The following is an 18,926-nucleotide window of genomic DNA, read 5'->3' as shown; positions in this document are numbered from 1 at the left end:
CTCATTGTCCTGCCAGCGTGTTGAGCTGGAGGATGGGGAGCAGGATGGATAGCACGATCGTCGCGACGACGCCGCCCATCACGACGATGATCGCCGGTTCGAGCAGCGACAAGGCGGTGGCGGTGAAGCGATCGAACTCGCGCTCCAGATAGTCGGCGGCGCGCTCGAGCATCTCGTCGAGCCGCCCCGCCGCTTCGCCCGACGCCGCCAGATAGGTCAGCAGCGGCGGGAAGACGTTGGCGCGGCGCATCGCTGCCGACAGGCTGCCGCCGCCGCGGATGGCGTCGACGATCTCGTCGGAGGCGGCGCGCAGGCGGCGGTTGTGGATCGTCGAGGCGGTGAGCGCGAGCCCTTCGAGCAGCGGCAGGCGGCTGGCGATCATCGTGCTCAGCGTGCGCGACATGCGCGCGGCGTGGAGGTCGCGGAACAGCCGGCCGAGCAGCGGCAGGCGCAGCAAAGCGGTGTCGAAGGCGAGGCGCAATGCGGGGTCGCGCAGCGCGTACCAGCTGCCTAACGCCACTAACGCCACGCATAGAGCGATCAGCCACCAATAGCCGACGAGGAAGTCCGACAGGCCGATGACGATCCGGGTGAGCAGCGGCAATTGCTGTCCAACCGTATCGAATTGCTCGACAACTTGCGGGACGACGAACATCATCAGCGCGGTGACGACACCCATCGCCACGACCGCGAGGATGGTCGGATAGGCGAGCGCGGTGATCAGCTTGCCGCGGATCTCCGCCTGGCGTTCGAGCAGGGCGGCGAGCCGGTCGAGGATCGTCGGCAGGCTGCCCGAGCTTTCGCCCGCCGAGACCATCGCGCGATAGAGCGGCGGAAAGCTCTTGCCCTCGCGCGCCATCGAATCGGCGAGGCGGCGGCCCTCGACGACGCCGGCGTGGACGTGGGAGACGATCGTGCGGACGCTGTCCTGCTCGGTCTGGCGGGTGATGGTGCGGAGCGATTCCTCGAGCGGCGAGACGCGGTTGAGCGTCGCGAGCTGGCGGGTGAAGAGGGTGAGCTGCTTGACGCTCATCTTCCTCGCGCCGAATTTGATGCCGAACAGCGGGCGGCTGGTCGCCGCGGGCGGCGCGCCGGGGTCGAGGCGGACGACGTAGAGCTTGCGCCGGTCGAGCTGCGCGCGCGCGGCGTCGAGCGACGGTGCGGCGACGTGGCCGCGCTGCTCCTGCCCGCGGGTGTCGATGGCGAGATAGTCGAAGTCAGCCATGCCATTTACGCCCGCGAGGAGAGAGCGATGGCTTATGGCGCGTGTTTGCGCGGGACATGTCCTCAATTCCATCGTCACCCCGGACTTGTTCCGGGGTCCACCGGGCCGCAGGGGTGCGGCAGGCTCCTCCAGCCGTTCTCCTCGCCGCGGGGTGGACCCCGGAACAAGTCCGGGGTGACGGAATATTGTGGACGAAGCGATCGAGCCTCATGGGCGCCGCCATAGCCAATGGCGATGCCCTGCCGGGAACGATGGTCGCGCAGTTACGCATCGTCCACCACCACGACATCGGTCGCGTCCCTGCGCGACACGCGCACCGCCTCTTCCGGCGTGGTCAGGCCGCGGCGGACCAGCGCCTCGGCCGCCTGGGCGAGGCTCGGCGTGCGGGCGAAGGCGTGGGCGGCGATCGCGGTCTCGTCGGTGCCGTCGTTGATCATGCGGCGGATCGTGTCGTCCACCCGCACCGCCTCGAACACGCCGATCCGGCCCTTGAAGCCGGTGTGGTTGCATTCGGGGCAGCCGACCGATTCGTAGACGGTCGCGTCGGGCTCGATGCCGAGCAGGCCGGCGACGCCATGCGATCCGGGTACCGCATGGCGGCAGACCGGGCAGAGCCGGCGCACCAGCCGCTGCGCGATCACCGCGCGCAGGGTCGATGCAAGCAGGAACGGTTCGACCTTCATGTCGCGCATGCGGGTGATCGCACCGATCGCGTCGTTGGTATGGACGGTCGACAGCACGAGATGGCCGGTCAGCGACGCCTGCACCGCGATTTCGGCGGTCTCGCGGTCGCGGATTTCGCCGACCATGACGACGTCGGGGTCCTGGCGCAGGATCGCGCGCAGGCCCGCGGCGAAGGTCAGCCCGACCTTGGGATTGACCTGCGTCTGGCCGACGCCCTCGACGGCATATTCGACCGGGTCCTCGACGGTGAGGATATTGCGGCTGCCGTCGTTGAGCAGGCGCAGCGCGCCGTAGAGCGTCGTCGTCTTGCCCGAGCCGGTCGGGCCGGTGACGAGGATGATGCCATTGGGTTCGGCGAGCGCACCGCGGAGCAGCGCGTACATCGCTGGATCGAGGCCCAGCGCCTCGAGATCGATGCCGGCATTGTCCTTGTCGAGGATACGCAGCACGACGCGTTCGCCGGCGCGGCTCGGCAAGGTCGACACGCGGACGTCGAGCAGCTTGCCGCCGAGGGTGAGGCCCATGCGGCCGTCCTGCGGCACGCGCCGCTCGGCGATGTCGAGCCGGGCCATGACCTTGATGCGGCTGACGACGACGGGGGCGACGTGCGGCGGCATGCGCAGCGTCTCGCGCAGCACGCCGTCGATGCGCATGCGGACGATCAGGCCGGTCTCATAGGGCTCGATATGGATGTCGGACACGCCGTTGCGCGCGGCGTCAGCGATGATGCCGTTGATGAGGCGGATCGCGGGAGCGTCGTCGGCGGTGTCGAGCAGGTCCTCGGCGGTCGGCAGCCCCTCGGCGAGGCTGTCGAGCTCGTCGCCCATGCCGACCGCGGCGAGCGCATTGGCCTGACCGTCCATCGCGTAATTGTCGGAAAGCAAGCGGTCGAACTGCGGCGCCTCGACGATCGATACGTCGAACGGGCGGGCGAGATAGCGGCGGATCTCGATCAGCGCCTTGGGATTGGCGCCGGCGCGCAGCGCGACGGTGAGATGCGCGTCGGTGTCGGGCGCGTCGAGGGCGTCGCCGGTGCGGATGATCATTGCTGGTGCCTAACCGGGTTCGTCATTTCCGTGGTGGAGTCGATGTCCCTGACGGCCGCCGCCTCCCCTTCGTCATCCCCGCGCAGGCGGGGATCCAGACGCGCAGGTGCCGCGATGGCGCCGCGAGGTCCGCGGGTATGGATCCCCGCCTGCGCGGGGATGACGGTGTTGGGGGTGAGAGGTGCGCCCTCCCCGTTCGTCATCCCGGCGGAGGCCGGGACCCATGGGTGCGGGACGCCGGTGGCGTGCGCCGACGCCGGTTGCGCCGTGTCCATGGGTCCCGGCTTTCGCCGGGATGACGATGGGGGGAGCGTCCTCCCCGATAGTCCCGTGGCGGTGGGGAGAATCGCGACGGGCGCCTCCCCCTTTTCGTCATGCCCGCGGAGGCGGGGATCCAGACGCGCAGGTGTTGCGATAGCACCGCGAGGTCCGCGCGTATGGATCCCCGCCTCCGCGGGGATGACAGCTTTTGTGGATAGGTAATCACCCTCCCCGTTCGTCATCCCGGCGGAGGCCGGGACCCATGGGTGCGGGTCGTTGATGGCGCGCGCCGACGCCGGTTGCGCCGTGTCCATGGGTCCCGGCGTTCGCCGGGATGACGATGGGAGGAGCTTTCTCCCCGATACTCCCGTGGCGGTAGGGAGGATCGCGACGGGCGCCTCCCCCTTTTCGTCATCCCCGCGTAGGCGGGGATCCAGACGCGCAGGTGTTGCGATAGCACCGCGAGGTCCGCGCGTATGGATCCCCGCCTGCGCGGGGATGACGGTCTTGGGGGTGAGAGATGCGCCCTCTTCCTTCGTCATCCCGGCGAAGGCCGGGAGCCATGGGTGCGGGACGCCGGTGGCGCGCGCCGACGCCGACCGCGCCGCGTCCATGGGTCCCGGCTGTCGCCGGGATGACGATGGGGGGGTATGCGCGGCGGGCGTGGTCCTCATCGGTCCCTCGGGCGGATGACCTTCGTCGTATTGTGCTGGATCGGCACCGCGATGCGCGGGTCCTCGATGTTGCCGGGGATCGGTGCCGAGGGGATCGGCGGTGCGGCGCCGAGATAGTCGCGGACCAGCTGGTCGATCGACGGCTCCTCGTTGGGCGATTGCAGCCCCTGTTGCAGGCGGATGTAGCCGTAGCGCTGCTCGGCGACCCGGCGGCTGTCGGCGGCGCTGCGCAGGATCGTCGGCCGGATGAAGATCATGAGGTTGGTCTTGTTGCGCGACTTGGCCTTCGACTTGAACAGGTTGCCGAGCACCGGAATGTCGCCGAGCAGCGGGATCTTCTCGATCGTGCGGCGCTCCTCGTCGCTGAGCAGCCCGCCCATCACCGCGATCTGGCCCTCGTCGACGGTCAGCGTCGTCTCGATCTCGCGCTTGTTAAGGATGAGGTCGCTGTTGTCGCTCGACACCGGGCCGGCGATCGAGCTGACCTCGAGGCGCAGGTTGAGCTTGACCGTGCCGCTCGAATTGACCTGCGGCCGCGCGGTCAGCTCGATACCGACATTCTCGCGCTGCGTGGTGCGGAAGGTGTTGTCGAAATTGTTCGACAGCGCCTGGCCGGTGGTGATCGGAATCTCCTGGCCGACGAGGCTGTGCGCTTCCTGATTGTCGACCGTCACCAGATGCGGGACCTGCAACAGGTTCGACGTCGTATCGCTCTTCACCGCGTTGATGATCGCGCCGAACAGGACGTCGCCGATCTTGCCGCCGAAGCCGCCGAAACCGCCGGTCGAGCTGAGGATCGAATTGAGCGCCGACTGGGTGAGCGTATCGGACGCGGTATTGTTGGTCACGGTGGTGACAACGCCATTCGCGACCGTCGTCGTGGTGTTGTTCGACAGTTCGCGCGCGCCGATCGCGCCGGCGATCTGGAGGATGTTGGGCGCGCTGTTCGAGAAGGTAGAGGCCGCGAAGGCGCCGCCCGACGGGTTGGCGAGGACGAATTGCGCGCCGAGCTTGTTGACCGTCGAATCGGAGACTTCGGCGACGATCCCCTCGATCAGCACCTGTTCGCGGCGGGTGTCGAGCTGGCGGACGACGTCAGCCAATTGCCGCTGGATATCGGCGGGCGCGGCGATGACGATCGCGTTCGCGCCCTGGAACCGGGTGACGACCGCGGCGGTACGGCCGCCCTGAGTGGTGATCGCAGGCTGGTTGGGGCCGTTGGCGCTGCCGCCGCCGCTTGGCTGCTGGACCGGTGCCTGCGTCACCTGACGCTGCTGGCTCTGCCCGCCGCTGCCGCCGGTGCTGCTGCCGAAGCCGGTCTGCGTGCGCGAGAGCTGCGTCTCCTGCACCGCATCGGGAGTCTGGCCGACGAGCTGCTGGAGCACGGGGAGCAATTGCGCGGCGTCGGCATTCTCAAGGAAGACGACGCGGATCTCGGTGCCGTTCTTCGCTTTCTGGTCGAGGTCCTGCGCGACCTGGACGAGGCGCGCGACGCTGTTGGCGTCGCCGCGGATGATGACCGAATTGCTGCTGTCGACCGCGGTGACGCTGGTGCCGACGCCGCCCTGCGCACCGCCGCCGCCCTGCCCGCCGGGCGCGCCGGTGGCGAGGCCCTGCAGGGCGGCGGCGATCTCCTTCGCGCTGGCGTTCTTGAGCGCGACGACGCGGGTCGAGGCATTGTCGGCATCGACGCGGCGCAGCACCTCGCGGATGCGGCGGATGTTGTCGCCGAAATCGACGACGACGAGGCTGTTCGAGCCGCGATTGGCGCTGACCGACCCTTGCGCGCTGACCAGCGGGCGCACCGTCTCGATCGCCTGCGTCGCGTCGATCGAGCGGAGGCGGACGATCTCGGTGACGAAGCTGTTGCGGTTGGCGCCGGCCGACCCGATGCGGCTCGGCTGCGAGGCGGCATTGTCGATCGGCTGGATGCGGAAGGCACCGTTGCCGGTCGGCACCGCGACGAGTCCGTTGGCGCGCAGCGTCGACAGGAAGGTCTCGAAATATTCGGAGCGGCTGAGCGGCCGGTCGGTGACCACCGTCACCTTGCCGTTGACGCGTGCGTCGATGATGAAGGTGCGGCCCGTCACCTTGGCGGCGTCGGCGATGAAGGCGCGGATGTCGGCGTCGCGGACGTTGAGCGTGGTCTGGGCCAGCGCCGTCGTCGGCAGCGCGAGCGCGGCGGTGGACAGCAGCAGGGCGTAGGCGAGCGTCTTCATGGGAACCGTCTTCATCAATTGGGCGCGATCGTGATGGCGAGCGCAAGCGTCTGCGACCCACGTTCGACGGTGATGGGGATGTTGCCGCCGCCGGCGAAATCGGCGGTGACGCGGTCGAGGTCCTGCGGGCCGCTGACCGGCCGGCCGCCGATCGCGGTGACGACGTCGCCGTCGCGCAGGCCGGCGTTGCGGAACAGCGCGCCCGACCCCTGCGAGCGGACGACGAGACCGGAGATGCGGCCCGAATCGATGCGCGGGATGAAGCCGATCTCGTTGCGGATCTGGTTGGCGCGGATCGCCGCGGGTGCGCCGGTGCCGGGCGACGGCGGCGCGGGCGGCGTGCCGGGGGCGCCGAGCGCGGCAGGCTGGGCGCCGGCGGGCGCGTCGGACTGGACGAGGAACAGATCCTCGGCCGTGCCGCCGCGATCGATGGTGATATGGTCGAAGGCGACCGCCTTCAATCGGACGCCGGGCTGGATCTCCTCGCCGACCGCGACGCTCTTCTGGACGTTGTCGGGACCGGCGAGGATCGCCGAGCCGCGGCCCGACGCCTCGTCGACGCGGATGCCGAACAGCGTCAGCTGGAGCGAGGTGACGGTCGCCGGCCCCTGTTGCGGCCCGCCGAGGCGGAAGAAGGGATCGAAGCCGGCGAGCACGTCATAGGGGCGGCCGGGCACGGTGACCGCCGCCGGGCGCCAGTCGCCGAGCGGCGACACCGGCGTGACGAGCGTCCACACCAGTCGCGCGCTCTGCGTCGCCAGTCCTGCGATCAGGATCAGCTCGGCCAGCGAATAGACGTTCACGACGGGCAAGCGGCGCAAAAGGCGCCGCGTGCGCGCGTCGAGTTTCAAGCGCATGAAGTCATCCCGTCCCGCAGCGTCCGCCTACGCATGGCATGTTACGCTTTTGCGGCAAAGAGGGATCATACGGTGACGATGCGGGTGCCGAGCCGTTCGGCTTCCTCGGGATCGTGGGTGACCATCAGGATCGGCAGGCCGGCCTCGTCGCGGACGCGGAGCAGCGCGTCCATGATCTCGCCGCGGCGCGATCGGTCGAGCGACGACAAGGGCTCGTCGAGCAGCAGGAAGGCGGGGTCGCTGAGCAGCGCGCGGCCGATCGCGACGCGGCGCGCCTCGCCGCCCGACAGGGTGCGCGGCCAGCGGTCGAGCAGATGGCCGATGCCGAGCATCGCGACGGTGGCGGCGAGGCCGCTGTCGTCGGCGGCGCCGTAGCGGAGGTTGGCGCGGACGCGGCGATGCGGGAACAGCCGCGGGTCCTGGAAGACGTAGCCGGCACGGCGGTGCTCGGGGGCGACGTCGACCGCTCCCGCCGAATCGAACAGCGTGCGGCCGGCGACGACGATGCGGCCGGCATCGGGGCGGAGCAGGCCGGCGACCATGTTGAGCACGCTCGTCTTGCCGATCCCCGACGGGCCGAAGAGGACGGTGAGCCCCTCGCCCGCATGCAGGTCGAGCGCGACCGAGGCCTCGCCGAGCCGCTTCTCGACGCGGACCTCAAAGGACATGCAGGCCCCGGCGGATGCGGCGGGTGAGCAGTTCGGAGATCAGCAGCGCGGCGAGGCTGAGCGCGACCGACATGGCGGACAGGCGCCAGACGGTCGCCTCGGCCCCGGGCTGCTGGAGCGCGGAATAGATGGCGAGCGGCAGCGTCTGCGTCTCCCCCGGCACGTTGGAGACGAAGGTGATCGTCGCGCCGAATTCGCCGATCGAGCGCGCGAAGCCGAGCACCGCGCCGGCGAGGATGCCGGGCAGGCTGAGCGGCAGGGTCAGCGTCCAGAACACCCGCCACGGCCCGGCGCCGAGCGTGCGCGCGGCGCTTTCGAGGCGGCGGTCGACCGCCTCGATCGACAGCCGCATCGCGCGGACCATCAGCGGCAGCGCCATGATCGCCGCAGCGATCGCCGCGCCGGTCCAGCGGAACAGGACGGTCACGCCGAACCAGCGTTCGAGCAGGCTGCCCAGCGGACCATTGGGACCGAAGGCGAGCAGCAGCAGCCAGCCGGTCACCACCGGCGGCACCACGAGCGGCAGATGGACGAGCGCGTCGAGCAGCAGCTTGCCGGGAAAGCGCCCGCGCGCGAGCAGCCACGCCAGCGCGAAGGCGAGCGGCAGCACCGCCGCCATCGCGACGCCGCCGACCTTGAGCGATAGCGCGACGATCGTCCATTCCGCCGGCGACAGCATCAGCGCGGGGTGAATCCGTAGCCGGCGAAGATCGCCTTGCCGGGGCGGCTGATCAGGAAGCGGCGGAAGCCCTCCCCTTCGGGATTGCGCGAGGCGGCGAGGCGCGCGACCGGATAGGTGATCGGCGGATGGCTGCGCGCCGGGAAGACGCCGGCGATACGCACATTGGACGAGGCCCTCGCGTCGGTGGCGTAGACGATGCCGAGCGGCGCGGCGCCGCGCTCGACCAGCGTCAGGGCGGCGCGGACGCTGTCGCCGCGCACGATTTTGGGGGCGACCGCGCTCCATACGCCGAGGCTGCGCAGCGCCGCCTCGGCGTAGCGGCCGGCGGGGACCGGCGCGTCGGCCATCGCCAGCGGCCCGGCGGCGAGCACCCGTGCCAGCGCGGCGGGCGGGCGGACGGGGATACGGACCGGATTGCCCTTCGCCGCGACGACGACCAGGCGGTTGCCGAGGAAGGTGACGCGGCTGCTCGCAACGATCAGCCGCTTGGCGGCGAGCGCATCCATCCACTCCTGATCGGCGGAGACGAACAGATCGGCGGCACCGCCCGCCTCGACCTGCCGCGCCAGCGCCGAGGAGGCGGCGAAGGACACGACGGGGCGCGGATGGCCCTGTTTCGCCCAGGCGTCGGCGGCGGCGTTCATCGATTCCTGAAGGCTGGCGGCGGCGAGCACCAGCGGCGGCTTGCGCTGCGCCGCGGCGGGCGCGGCGATCGCGAGCGACAGGAGCAACAGGGGACGGATCATCACGGCACCTCGAATCAACGAATATATACCGCCGTATACAAGGGTTGCGTCCGGCGCGACCGACGTTTTCAACGCACTTCGTCGAGGCTCATCGTCTCGTATCGATAGGCGGCGAGCCGCGCGCCGAGGCAGGCCACCATCGGCGCGACGCGGTCGCCGGCCGAGGACGCGCCTAGCGGCAGAACGAATTGCGCCGACGGCAATGCGGACTGACGGTCGTGGCCGATCGTCCCGCTGACCGCATGACATGCGCGGGCGATGGCTTTCGCCGCCGACGCGGTCAGGACCGGCTTCTCGCCGCGCGTCGTCGTGCACGCAGCGAGTGCGACGACGCCGAGCGCCGCGACGGTGATGCGCTTCGCAGTCATTCGCTACCCCTTCCCCACAGTCATCCGTGACCTCCGACGTGTTCGAAACCGTTGCGGGAGCCCACCAGTGCTCCTGCGAAAGCAGGAGCCCAGGAGTCCGGAACACTATAGGTTATTGTTCTGCTTGGCCCTGGGTTCCGGCTTTCGCCGGAACACTGTACTACATCGGAAGGCGAGTGGACTTTCGCGGAGGATTCGAACACGTCGGGGTGGCATAGCCACAAGATAACCATTTCCCCGCGGTCGCATCACGTCGCGCTCACCCGGCCGGTGCGCTGGAGCTTGCCCCAGCCGACCATCGGGCCGCGCAGCGCCTGCGCTATCGCCTTGAGCACGACGTAATACATGATCTGGCGATAGCCGATCCGCTGCGGGATCAGCAGCCAGAGCAGGCGCCATTTCTCGCGGCGTTCGAGCGCGAAGGCGATCGTCGCGGCGAGCAGGTCGATCGCGGTGAACACCAGCCAGAAGCCGAGCATCGTATAGACGTCGTGGCTGGTCTGCGCCCAGCCGTGCGCCTGGATGTCGAGATAGGTGACGAAGAAGCTGACGAGCAACGCCAGATCGATGATCGGGCTGATCGCGGCGAGCAGGATCTGGAAGACGATCGCCTGCGGCAGGCCGACCCAGCCGAGCCCGCGCGGGGCACTGCGGCCGATCGCCGAGCGATGCTTCCACAGGCATTGCAGCGTGCCGAACGCCCAGCGGAACCGCTGTTTGGCGAGCGCGCGGAACGTCTCGGGCGCCTCGGTCCAGGCGATCGCATATTGGTCGTATTGCACGCGCCAGCCGGCGCGCTGGATCGCGATGGTGAGGTCCTGATCCTCCGCCAGCGTGTCGTGCGGATAGCCGCCCACCGCACGGATCGCCGCCAGCCGCCACGCGCCGACCGCACCCGGCACGACGGTGATCGCGTTCAGGCGGGCGAAGGCGCGGCGTTCGAGGTTCTGCGCGGTGATATATTCGAGCGCCTGCCATTTGGTGACGAGGTTGACCCGGTTGCCGACCTTGGCGTTGCCGGCGACCGCGCCGAGCTGCGGATCGTCGAACCAGCGCGCGAGGCGGGCGATCGTCGTCGGCTCGAACTGGGTGTCGGCGTCGAGCGCGATGACGATCTCGCCCTTGGCCAGCTCAAGTCCGGTGTTGAGCGCGCGCGCCTTGCCGCCATTCTCCAGCGTCAGCAGGCGCACGCGGGGATCGTCGGCGAAGGTGGCGGCGACGATCGCGGAGGTCGCATCCTTCGAGCCGTCGTCGATCACGATCACCTCGATCCGGACGTCGGTGGAGGCGAGCACGCCGCGCACCGCGCGTTCGATGACGCGCTCCTCGTTATAGGCGGGGATGAGCACGGTGACGAAGCGGTCGGGGTCGATGCGCGGGAAGACGGTGCGCCCCTCGCGCCGCGCCTGGATCAGCGCCAGCGCGGAGAGCGCCAGCGCGCGCAGGATGCCGATCGCGATCGCGATCGCGAACAGCCAGCGCAGGCCGATCGCCATCGCGCCGAGCATGGTGAACAGGCCGAGATCGACATTGGCGGCGAGCTGGTCGCTGGCGCTGATCGGCGGCATCGCGGCATGGCGCGACAGGCCAGCGAGCGTCGACACCGGCACGAACTGATAGCCGAGCGCGCGCAGCCGATCGATGATCACCGGCAACGCCGCGACCGTCTCGGCGCGATTGCCGCCGGCGTCGTGAAGCAGGATGACGTTGCGGCTGCAATCCGCATCCGAATCCTCGTCGCAATGGTCGGGGCCGCTGGTCACCCGGGCGATGGTGGCGTCGATGATCTGCTGGACGCCAGGCCGCTTCCAGTCGCCCGGATCGACGTGCAGGCCGACCGAGACGTAGCCGCGTTCCTGCGCCTGCAGGGCCGGCTCGATCTCGTCGGCGGTGGAGGGTTCGGCGTCGCCGAAATAGGGCGCGCGGAAGAAGCGTAGCGAATGGCCGGTGAACGCCTGGAACAGGCGCTGCGTCGCGTTGAGCTCGAACCACACCTGCCCCGGCGAGACGGTGGCGAGGTTCGGGTGGGTATAGGTGTGGCTGCCGATCTCATGCCCCTCGGCGACCATCCGCTGGAGCAGCGAACGCTGAGTCAGCGCATTCTCGCCGACGATGAAGAAGGTGGCGGCGACGTGCTTCTGCTTGAGCACGTCGAGGATCTGCGGCGTCCAGGTGCGATCGGGACCGTCGTCGAAGGTCAGCGCGAGCTGGGTCTTGCGATAGCCGGTGCGATCGACCTCATAGGCCTTGGGCAGGCGATCGAAGCGGACGTCGGTGATCGCGCCACCCGGCCCCGCCACCGCATGGCGCGCGCCGGGCACGGGGGTGGCGGCGATCTTAAGGATCTCGCCCGCGCCCTCGATGTCGACGTTGGTGCCGGCGGGGATGGCGTCGATCGCCGACGGCGGCGGCAAGGTGCGGTGATCGCGGCCGAACAGCGACCACAGGCCCGGGTCCTCCGAACCCAGCCGCCACAAAGCGACGCTGCCGACGCCGGCGCGGTGCAGCATCTCGATCTGGTTATAGGCGGAGGCGGCGTCGAGCAGCCAGACGACGTGGCGGGTGCCGCCCTCGCTATAGGCGAAGCTGCTGTTGCCGCTGGCGCGGTCGAAGGCGGGCATCGTCCCCGAATCGCGCGCCGCCTGCCACGCCTCCTCGACGCCGAGCGGGTCGCCGCTGCCGTCGTGCCAGTCATAGGCGTAGGAGCCGATCGCGACGACGAGCTTGGCGGCGGGGATGCCGCGCGCTGCATTGGCGACGGTCTCGGCGAACCAATGCTGCGAGGCGATCGGACCGGCAGGGCCGCTCGTCTCGTGCTCGTCATAGGCCATCAGGAAGATCTTGTCGGTGACCCGGGCGTAGGCGGGCAGGTTCCAGTCGGGATTGGCGACCGGCGCGGCGATCGACACGCTCCAGCCACGCGGCGCGAAGCGGCGCTGCGCCTCGCCGAGGAAGGTGCGATAGTTCGCCTGCGCGCTCGCCGGCAGGTCCTCGAGATCGAAGAAGGCGCCGCCGGCGCCGTTCGCCGCCAGCCACGGGATCAGCCGGTCGAGAAAGGCCGCGCGCGCCCTGGGGTCGGCGAGCAGCGCGGCGGTGCCGGCGCCGTCCCAGGTGCCGTTGGTCGCATTCTGGATCATCGGGATGACGACCGGGCGATGCACCGCGCGGTTGAGGATGGCGCGGCCGGCGGTGTCGCGGAACACGGTGAGGTGATGATCGGCGCCGGTGACCGAGACCCAGCCGGGGATTACCCAGTCGAGCTGTTCGACATGGCGTTCGAGGCTGGCGGCGCTCGACGGGTCCCAGGGGGTGTGGAAGGCGATGGCGAGGTTGGGGTTGGCCGCCGCATCCTTGCCCCGGCCGGTGCCGAGCAGCTCGCCGGCGTAATAATTGAGGCCGCGCTTGGCGCGACGGATGACGCCGTGCGGGGGGGCGAGCCGGCGCAGCACCGGGCGCTCGACGTCCACCGGCAGCAGCGGCGCCGCGGGAACGGCGCCGATCGACACCGCGAACACCGCGACCGCGAGGATGACCAGCGCGACGAACGCGACGACGCCGAGCGTGAAGCGCCGCTTGCGCCGCCCGCTGGCGTCATAGAACACGGGATGTTGAGACATGATACGGCACTTCCCCCCCGCCCCACATGCGCCAGACCGGGTGCCGCTATCAAGACGCGCCGATGACAAAGCCGTCACGGGCGGCGATCAGGCGCGGTGCTGGGTCGACGTTCGGTCACTCCTCCCCTCCGGCGGGCAGGGCTATTGCATGTGGCTATGTTGATGGGGCTCGATCGGTTTCCGCATGAGATTCGTCACTCCGGACTGGTTCCGGGGTCCACCGGGCCGAAAGGGAATGTCGTCGAATACAGCCTTTCTCCTCGCCGCAGGGTGGACCCCGGAACCAGTCCGGGGTGACGGGGTGGGTTTGGAAAACGGGGGGCTCACACGAACCTTTATATGTGAGCGTCTTACCCCGCCGAGGGGAGCAATTCCGCTCGGATCCCCCTCGTCGATGCGGCCTAACCCTGCGGCACGACCAGCACCGTGCTGCCGTGCGTGTCGCCGGCTTCGAGCGCGCGATGCGCCTCGGCGGCCTGTTCGAGCGCGTAGCGCTGGCCGATGTGCGGGCGGATCGCGCCACGGCGCAGCATTGCGAAGACGCGGTCGACGCCGGCGCGGCGCTCCTCGGCGGTGACGTAATAGTCGAACAGCGTCGGGCGGGTGACGAACAGCGAGCCCTTGGCGGCGAGCGTGCCGAGCGCGACGTCGGTGACCGGGCCGCCCGCATTGCCGTAACTGACGATCAGCCCGCGCCGTGCGGTGGCGGCGAGCGTCGCGTCCCACGTCGCCTTGCCGACGCCGTCGAAGACGACCGCGACGCCATCGCCATCGGTCAGCGCGCGGACCCGCGCGGCGACATCCTCGTCGCGGTGGAGGATGACGCGGTCGGCGCCGGCGGCACGCGCGTGCTCGGCCTTGTCGGCACTGCCCGCGGTGCCGATCACCGTCGCGCCGATCGCCTTCAGCCAGCCGACCAGCAGCTGGCCGACGCCGCCCGCCGCCGCCCAGACCAGCACCGTCTGCCCGGGCTGCACCCGCGCGCAGCGATCGGCCAGGCATTCGGTGGTGCAGCCCTTGAGCAGCAACGCCGCCGCGGTCTCGTCGTCGACGTCGTCGGGGAGGTGGAGAAGCTGCTGCGCGGCGACGTTGCGCGCAGTGGCGTACGCGCCGCGTGCCGGGCCGAAGGTGCCGACGCGATCGCCGACCGCAAAGCCCTCGACGCCGTCGCCGACCGCCTCGACCACGCCCGCCGCCTCGCTGCCGAGGCCGGCGGGCAGCTCGACCGGATAGACGCCGCTGCGGTGATAGGTGTCGATATAGTTGAGGCCGACCGCGTGGTGGCGCATCCGCACCTCGCCGGGGGCGGGCGGCGGCAGGTCGGCGTCGACCCATTCGATCACCTCGGGCCCGCCGGTGCGGGTGATGCGTGCTACGCGTTCGCTCATCTCATCCTCCTTCGTCCACGCCTTCCGAACCGTCCGGCCGGCGCGGGGTTGCACGGTCAGCGCGGCACGGCGAACCAGATCGTGTGCATCGCGCCCTTGCCGTTGCTGCGCGCGCGGACGGTGACCTCGTCGACGGCGAAGCCGCCCTCGCGCAGGCGGCGGGCGAAGGCGGCGTCCTTTGCGGCGGACCATATGGCGAGCACCCCGCCGGGGGTCAGCGCCGCGCGCGCCGCGGCGAGGCCGCGTGCCGCATACAGCCGGTCGTTGGCAGCGCGGACCAGCCCGTCGGGGCCGTTGTCGACGTCGAGCAGGATCGCGTCATAGGTCCGCGGCGTCGCGGCGATCACCTCGGCGACATCGGCGAAGGTGACCGCGACGCGCGGATCGTCGAGGCAACCGGCGGTCAGCGCCGCCATCGGCCCGCGCGCCCAATCGACGATCTGCGGCACCAGTTCGGCGACGGTCACCCGCGCCTGCGGGCCGAGCGCGGCGAGCGCGGCGCGCAGCGTGAAGCCCATGCCATAGCCGCCGACGAGCAGATGCGGCGCGGCACGGCCGGTGAGCCGGTCGATCGTCATCGTCGCCAGCGCCTCTTCGGAGCCGCTCATCCGGCTGTTCATCAGCTCGTTGCGGTCGAGCACGATCATATAGTCGCCGCCGCGGCGGAACAGACGCAGCGGCTCGCCGCCGGGGACCGGGGCGGTGTCGATCAATTCGCGTGGCGTCATGCCGGCTCGCTCCTGCTGCGCACAAAGCGCGCCTCTACCGCGACGATCGCCGCGCCGCGATGGGCGTTTTTGCAGAATCGGGCGTTTTGCTTTAACGGGCGTCGCCGAGACGGCGTGCCTGCTGCGCGTCGTCCATATCGAATCGACAGGATCATCACGCCCCACATGTCAGCCTACAAGCCCCAGACGTTCCAAGAGCGCGCCGCGCTGTCCGCCCAAGCCAAGCAGGCGGCGTTGGAGAAGCTGCGCGCCAAGCCGCCGCTCGACCCGGCCGTGGTGGCCGCCCGCGTCGCCGCCGCCGAAGCCAAGGAAGCCGCGCTCGCCAAGGCGCGCGCCGACAAGCAGGCCGCGCGCGAACAGGCGATCGCGGAGAAGAAGGCCGCCGCCGAAGCCGCCGCGCTCGCAGCCGCCGAGGCCGCCGCGAAGGCCAAGCCCAAGATGCCGACCGAAGCCGAGATGAAGGCAGCGCGCGACGCCCGCTACGCCGCCCGCAAGCAGCGCGCGGGGAAGAAGTAAGGTCGCTTCGACAACCAGCGCGTTCGAGATACGAAAGGGGCCGGCGGAAAACCGCCGGCCCCTTTTTGCATATTATCGAGACATCGTCTCCGACGAGTGACCGACCACTACGGTCCTAGAATTTCACGTTCGCCGCGGCGCGGAAATAGCGGCCGAGAATGCCCGTGAAGTACGTGGTTGTCCCACCGCCAGCCGGTGACGGATAGGGCGGCGCGCGGTCGAAGACGTTGTCGACGATGAAGCGCAGACCAAACTGCTGGTTCACCTTCACACCCACCGTCGTATTGAATACCGTCCAGGCCCCGACGCCGCGAATGTCGCGGGAATTTGCCGCCTCGTCGATATCGAAGGCACCCTTGCCGATATATCGGCCCTGGAAGAGCAGATTGAAATTATCGCTGTCGTAGGTGAGGTTCGCCGTACCCGAGTGACGCGGATAGCCGACTTCGCCAGCGGTGTGATCGATGTCGCCGGTGCCGACCTGCGTCTCAAGCTTGTCGCGGTAGAAATAATTGGTCGACAGGCCGACGACGCCGCCGTTCGTCAGACCGATGCGCTCAAGCGGCAGGCGATAGGCTGCGGTCACGGTCAGGCCGGCCATCTTGTAGGACGCCGCATTGTAATAGCCTTCCCGGATCGTCGTCAGCTGGCCGTCAGCGTCACGATCGAACGTGCCGCAAAATTCGTTCGGATAGCCCGGCGAATCATAGCAGGCGTTGAGCAGTGACGCACCGTCGAGCGAGGTGATTGCGTTCTTCAGCTTGATGTCCACCCAATCGACCGCGAGCGAGAAGCCACGGACGAACTGCGGCTGGAAGATCGCACCGACGGTCCAACTATCGGCGGTCTCGTTTTGCAACGCCGGATTGCCCGCGATCGTCACCGGTATGGTGAAGTTGCTGAAATTGGAGTCGAACGTCGCGGTGTTGATCCCGGCCGCAGCGCAATTGGCGGCGCGTACGGACGGATTGGGGCCGCTACCGACATAGCGGGCATCGCAAGGATCGTTGCCCACATCGAATGCGCGTGACGTCGGATTGAACACCTCGGTGATCGCCGGCGAGCGGATCGACCGGGTGAAATTGCCCCGGAAGGTCAGATCGCGGAAGAAGCCGAGGCGGCCGCCCGCGGTCCAGGTGAGATCACCACCCGACAACGAGTTGTCGACGTACCGTGCCGCGCCGTCGAACTCGAGCGTCTTGAGCCACGTCAGGGCATTCTTGCTCGAGACGAAGGGCACGACCAATTCGCCGAAGACCTCGTCGGTATTGTATTTGCCGGCGATCGGATCGATCGGGATCGTCCGGCCGAACTGCTGTTTGGTACCGTCGGCGAGCGTCTCGCCGGCGTAATAGGTACCCGGATCGAACCGCGTCTTCTCTTCGCGATGCTCGTAGCCCGCCGAGATGCTGACGTCGTTGCCGAACAACGTGAACACCGGGCCATTGATGTTGGCGTTGAACACATATTGTTCGTTGACCGAACGCGGCGTCGCGATCGCGAAGATATAGTCGCGTGCCGCCTGGCTCGCCTGCCCGACACCGAAGATGTTCAGCGGCGCGCAGGTGCTGTTGAGCGTCGCGATGTTGGCGTTCACGGCGCCGGGGCGACAGGTGATATTACCCGAGGCGTCACGCACCGCGTCGATCGCATTGGCGAAATTCTGCTGAACGAGCTCATAGTTGCGGCCGGTGGTCTGCGAACGGCCGTAGACGCCCGACACTTCCCACTTGAAATCGTGACCGCCAACGTCGAGTGCGCCGTCGAAGCCGGCGACGAACCGATAGGTTTCGACCGTCGCCTGCGACCGTCCGGTGGTCAGATCCGAGAGCGCGCGACCCACGTAGAATTGCTGTTGGCCGGGCGCGAGATTGGCGGCGATCGTCGCGCGATCGGCCGTCGACAGATACGGGTTGTTGATGTTGACGAGCAAATTGCCGTCGGGGGTACCGGCGTCGTCGAACAGCGCCGTATTATAATTGGGCTGGTCGATCAGGTTGACGCCCTTTGCGTGGACATACCAACCCTCGCCGAAGAAGCGGATGTTGTCCGTCAGCTGATAGCTCGCCTGCACGCTGCCGATATAGCGTTCGGAGTTGGTGAGCAGATTCGACTGTGCGGGCAAATCGTAGCCGTTGCCGCCGCTGCTGATATAGCCCTGACGGAGCACGGTTCCGAGATCGAGCGGCACCAGCGTGCCATTCGGCCCGAACTGCTGGAGCTGGCCCGCAGCATTTCGGATGCCCGAGCGTGACGCGAGATAATCGTCCTCACTGAATGGGACGCCGCCGCTGGTGAAGGCGCTGTAACGCTGCGACGGATAGAGCAGGCGGGCGAATTGCGAATTGGCGGAGGCGGGGGGCGTGCCGAAGAAATTGCCGGCGGCGGTAATCGCGCGATCGCTGGCAGTCAGGCCGGTGACTTTGTTATACTCGCCCGAGATCGTGATATTGCCGCGTCCTCCTGCGAAGTTCTTGCCGGCGAGCAGGCTTAGGCGGTTGTCAGGGGCATCGTCGTGATCGGACAGGCCGGTCTGCGCCTCGAGGTTCAGGCCTTCGAAATTGCGCTTGAGGATGATGTTGACGGTGCCGGCGATCGCGTCGGACCCGTAGATCGGTGCGCCGCCGATCGCGACCGTCTCGATCCGCTCGACCAAGGTCGAGGGGATGTTGTTGAGGTCGACCTGCGTACCGGCGGATACTGGACCAAAAATGCTGGCGGTGTTCGACGAGACGAAACGGCGGCCATTGACCAGCACCAGCGTACGCTGCGTACCGAGACCGAAGAAGTCGACGAAGGTCTGCGCCGGGCCGAAGGACGATTGCGCGCCGACTCCGCTGTTGCCCGGTGGGCCGAAGGCGGGAAGCTCGGTCAGTGCCTGACCGACGTTGGTATAGCCGCGGTTCTGGATCTGCGCCGCGCCGATCACCTGCGTCGGCTGCAACGTGTCGAATTCGGGCCGCGCAATGCGCGAGCCGGTGACGACGATATCAGCGCCTCCGGCCTGATCCGGCGCTGCCGGCGCCCCCGTCGTCTGGGCGACGCCAGTCTGATCCTGGCCAGGGTCCTGCGCGGCGACGTCGGCGGGTTGGGTCGGCGCTGGCGTAACCGTCTGCGCGGCAGCCGGGCTGGCCAATCCTACGAGAGCGAGCACGCTCGCGCCCAACAGAGCACGCGACCGGGAAGCACGGAAGATCATCTAACAGCCCCTGAACAAAGAATTTTTTAGCTCAACGCTGTTGTTAGG

Annotated in this window: 13 protein-coding genes; 1 reads left to right on the top strand and 12 read right to left on the bottom strand. The window is 68.9% G+C overall.

The annotated features are described in order from the left end of the window. Window position 1: 1 nt before the first annotated feature. From gspF to FFS23_RS10445, 11 genes are all read right to left on the bottom strand, one after another. Window positions 2-1,225, bottom strand: coding sequence for a type II secretion system inner membrane protein GspF (gene gspF, locus FFS23_RS10500; protein ID WP_137898582.1), 1,224 nt, complete (start codon window positions 1,223-1,225; stop codon window positions 2-4). Window positions 1,226-1,488: 263 nt separating this feature from the next. Beyond that, on the bottom strand, window positions 1,489-2,955 hold the full coding sequence (locus FFS23_RS10495; RefSeq protein WP_137898581.1) for a GspE/PulE family protein: 1,467 nt from the start codon (window positions 2,953-2,955) through the stop codon (window positions 1,489-1,491). Window positions 2,956-3,886: 931 nt separating this feature from the next. After that, on the bottom strand, window positions 3,887-6,124 hold the full coding sequence (gene gspD, locus FFS23_RS10485) for a type II secretion system secretin GspD (protein WP_249340627.1): 2,238 nt from the start codon (window positions 6,122-6,124) through the stop codon (window positions 3,887-3,889). Continuing rightward, entirely contained in the window at window positions 6,124-6,966 is an 843-nt protein-coding gene (locus tag FFS23_RS10480) for a type II secretion system protein N (RefSeq protein WP_038659802.1), read from the bottom strand. Before FFS23_RS10480 ends, gspD begins: the two co-directional genes overlap by 1 nt. A gap of 65 nt (window positions 6,967-7,031) precedes the next feature. Beyond that, the gene (locus FFS23_RS10475) at window positions 7,032-7,634 is read right to left on the bottom strand and encodes an ATP-binding cassette domain-containing protein (protein ID WP_137898579.1); all 603 of its coding nucleotides are present in this window, start codon (window positions 7,632-7,634) and stop codon (window positions 7,032-7,034) included. Then, the gene (gene modB, locus FFS23_RS10470) at window positions 7,624-8,313 is read right to left on the bottom strand and encodes a molybdate ABC transporter permease subunit (RefSeq protein WP_137898578.1); all 690 of its coding nucleotides are present in this window, start codon (window positions 8,311-8,313) and stop codon (window positions 7,624-7,626) included. The genes FFS23_RS10475 and modB overlap by 11 nt, the downstream gene beginning before the upstream one ends. Beyond that, window positions 8,313-9,062, bottom strand: coding sequence for a molybdate ABC transporter substrate-binding protein (modA, locus tag FFS23_RS10465; protein WP_137898577.1), 750 nt, complete (start codon window positions 9,060-9,062; stop codon window positions 8,313-8,315). Before modA ends, modB begins: the two co-directional genes overlap by 1 nt. A gap of 68 nt (window positions 9,063-9,130) precedes the next feature. Beyond that, entirely contained in the window at window positions 9,131-9,430 is a 300-nt protein-coding gene (locus tag FFS23_RS10460; protein ID WP_137898576.1) for a hypothetical protein, read from the bottom strand. 248 nt (window positions 9,431-9,678) lie between these two features. Next, window positions 9,679-13,047 (bottom strand): glycosyltransferase, encoded by a 3,369-nt coding sequence (locus FFS23_RS10455; RefSeq protein WP_137898575.1) that lies wholly within the window; start codon window positions 13,045-13,047, stop codon window positions 9,679-9,681. A gap of 401 nt (window positions 13,048-13,448) precedes the next feature. Beyond that, window positions 13,449-14,435: a quinone oxidoreductase family protein gene (locus tag FFS23_RS10450; protein ID WP_137898574.1), complete on the bottom strand. Its 987-nt coding sequence runs from the start codon at window positions 14,433-14,435 to the stop codon at window positions 13,449-13,451. 56 nt (window positions 14,436-14,491) lie between these two features. Then, window positions 14,492-15,163, bottom strand: coding sequence for a spermine/spermidine synthase domain-containing protein (locus FFS23_RS10445; RefSeq protein ID WP_137898573.1), 672 nt, complete (start codon window positions 15,161-15,163; stop codon window positions 14,492-14,494). A 165-nt stretch (window positions 15,164-15,328) separates the two neighbouring features. Between FFS23_RS10445 and FFS23_RS10440 the strand changes: the two genes are divergently transcribed. Continuing rightward, window positions 15,329-15,679: a DUF6481 family protein gene (locus FFS23_RS10440; RefSeq protein WP_038659824.1), complete on the top strand. Its 351-nt coding sequence runs from the start codon at window positions 15,329-15,331 to the stop codon at window positions 15,677-15,679. Window positions 15,680-15,794: 115 nt separating this feature from the next. Here FFS23_RS10440 and FFS23_RS10435 read toward each other — a convergent pair whose 3' ends face one another. Next, a complete protein-coding gene (locus FFS23_RS10435; protein ID WP_249340626.1) occupies window positions 15,795-18,833 on the bottom strand; it encodes a TonB-dependent receptor domain-containing protein in 3,039 nt (1,012 codons plus the stop codon). Window positions 18,834-18,926: the final 93 nt, after the last annotated feature.

It is taken from the genome of Sphingomonas sp. 2SG, from assembly GCF_005503285.1.
Lineage (GTDB): Bacteria > Pseudomonadota > Alphaproteobacteria > Sphingomonadales > Sphingomonadaceae > Sphingomonas > Sphingomonas taxi.
Note: the sequence above shows the minus strand (reverse complement) of the source record. Positions and strands in the feature narration are given on the sequence as shown.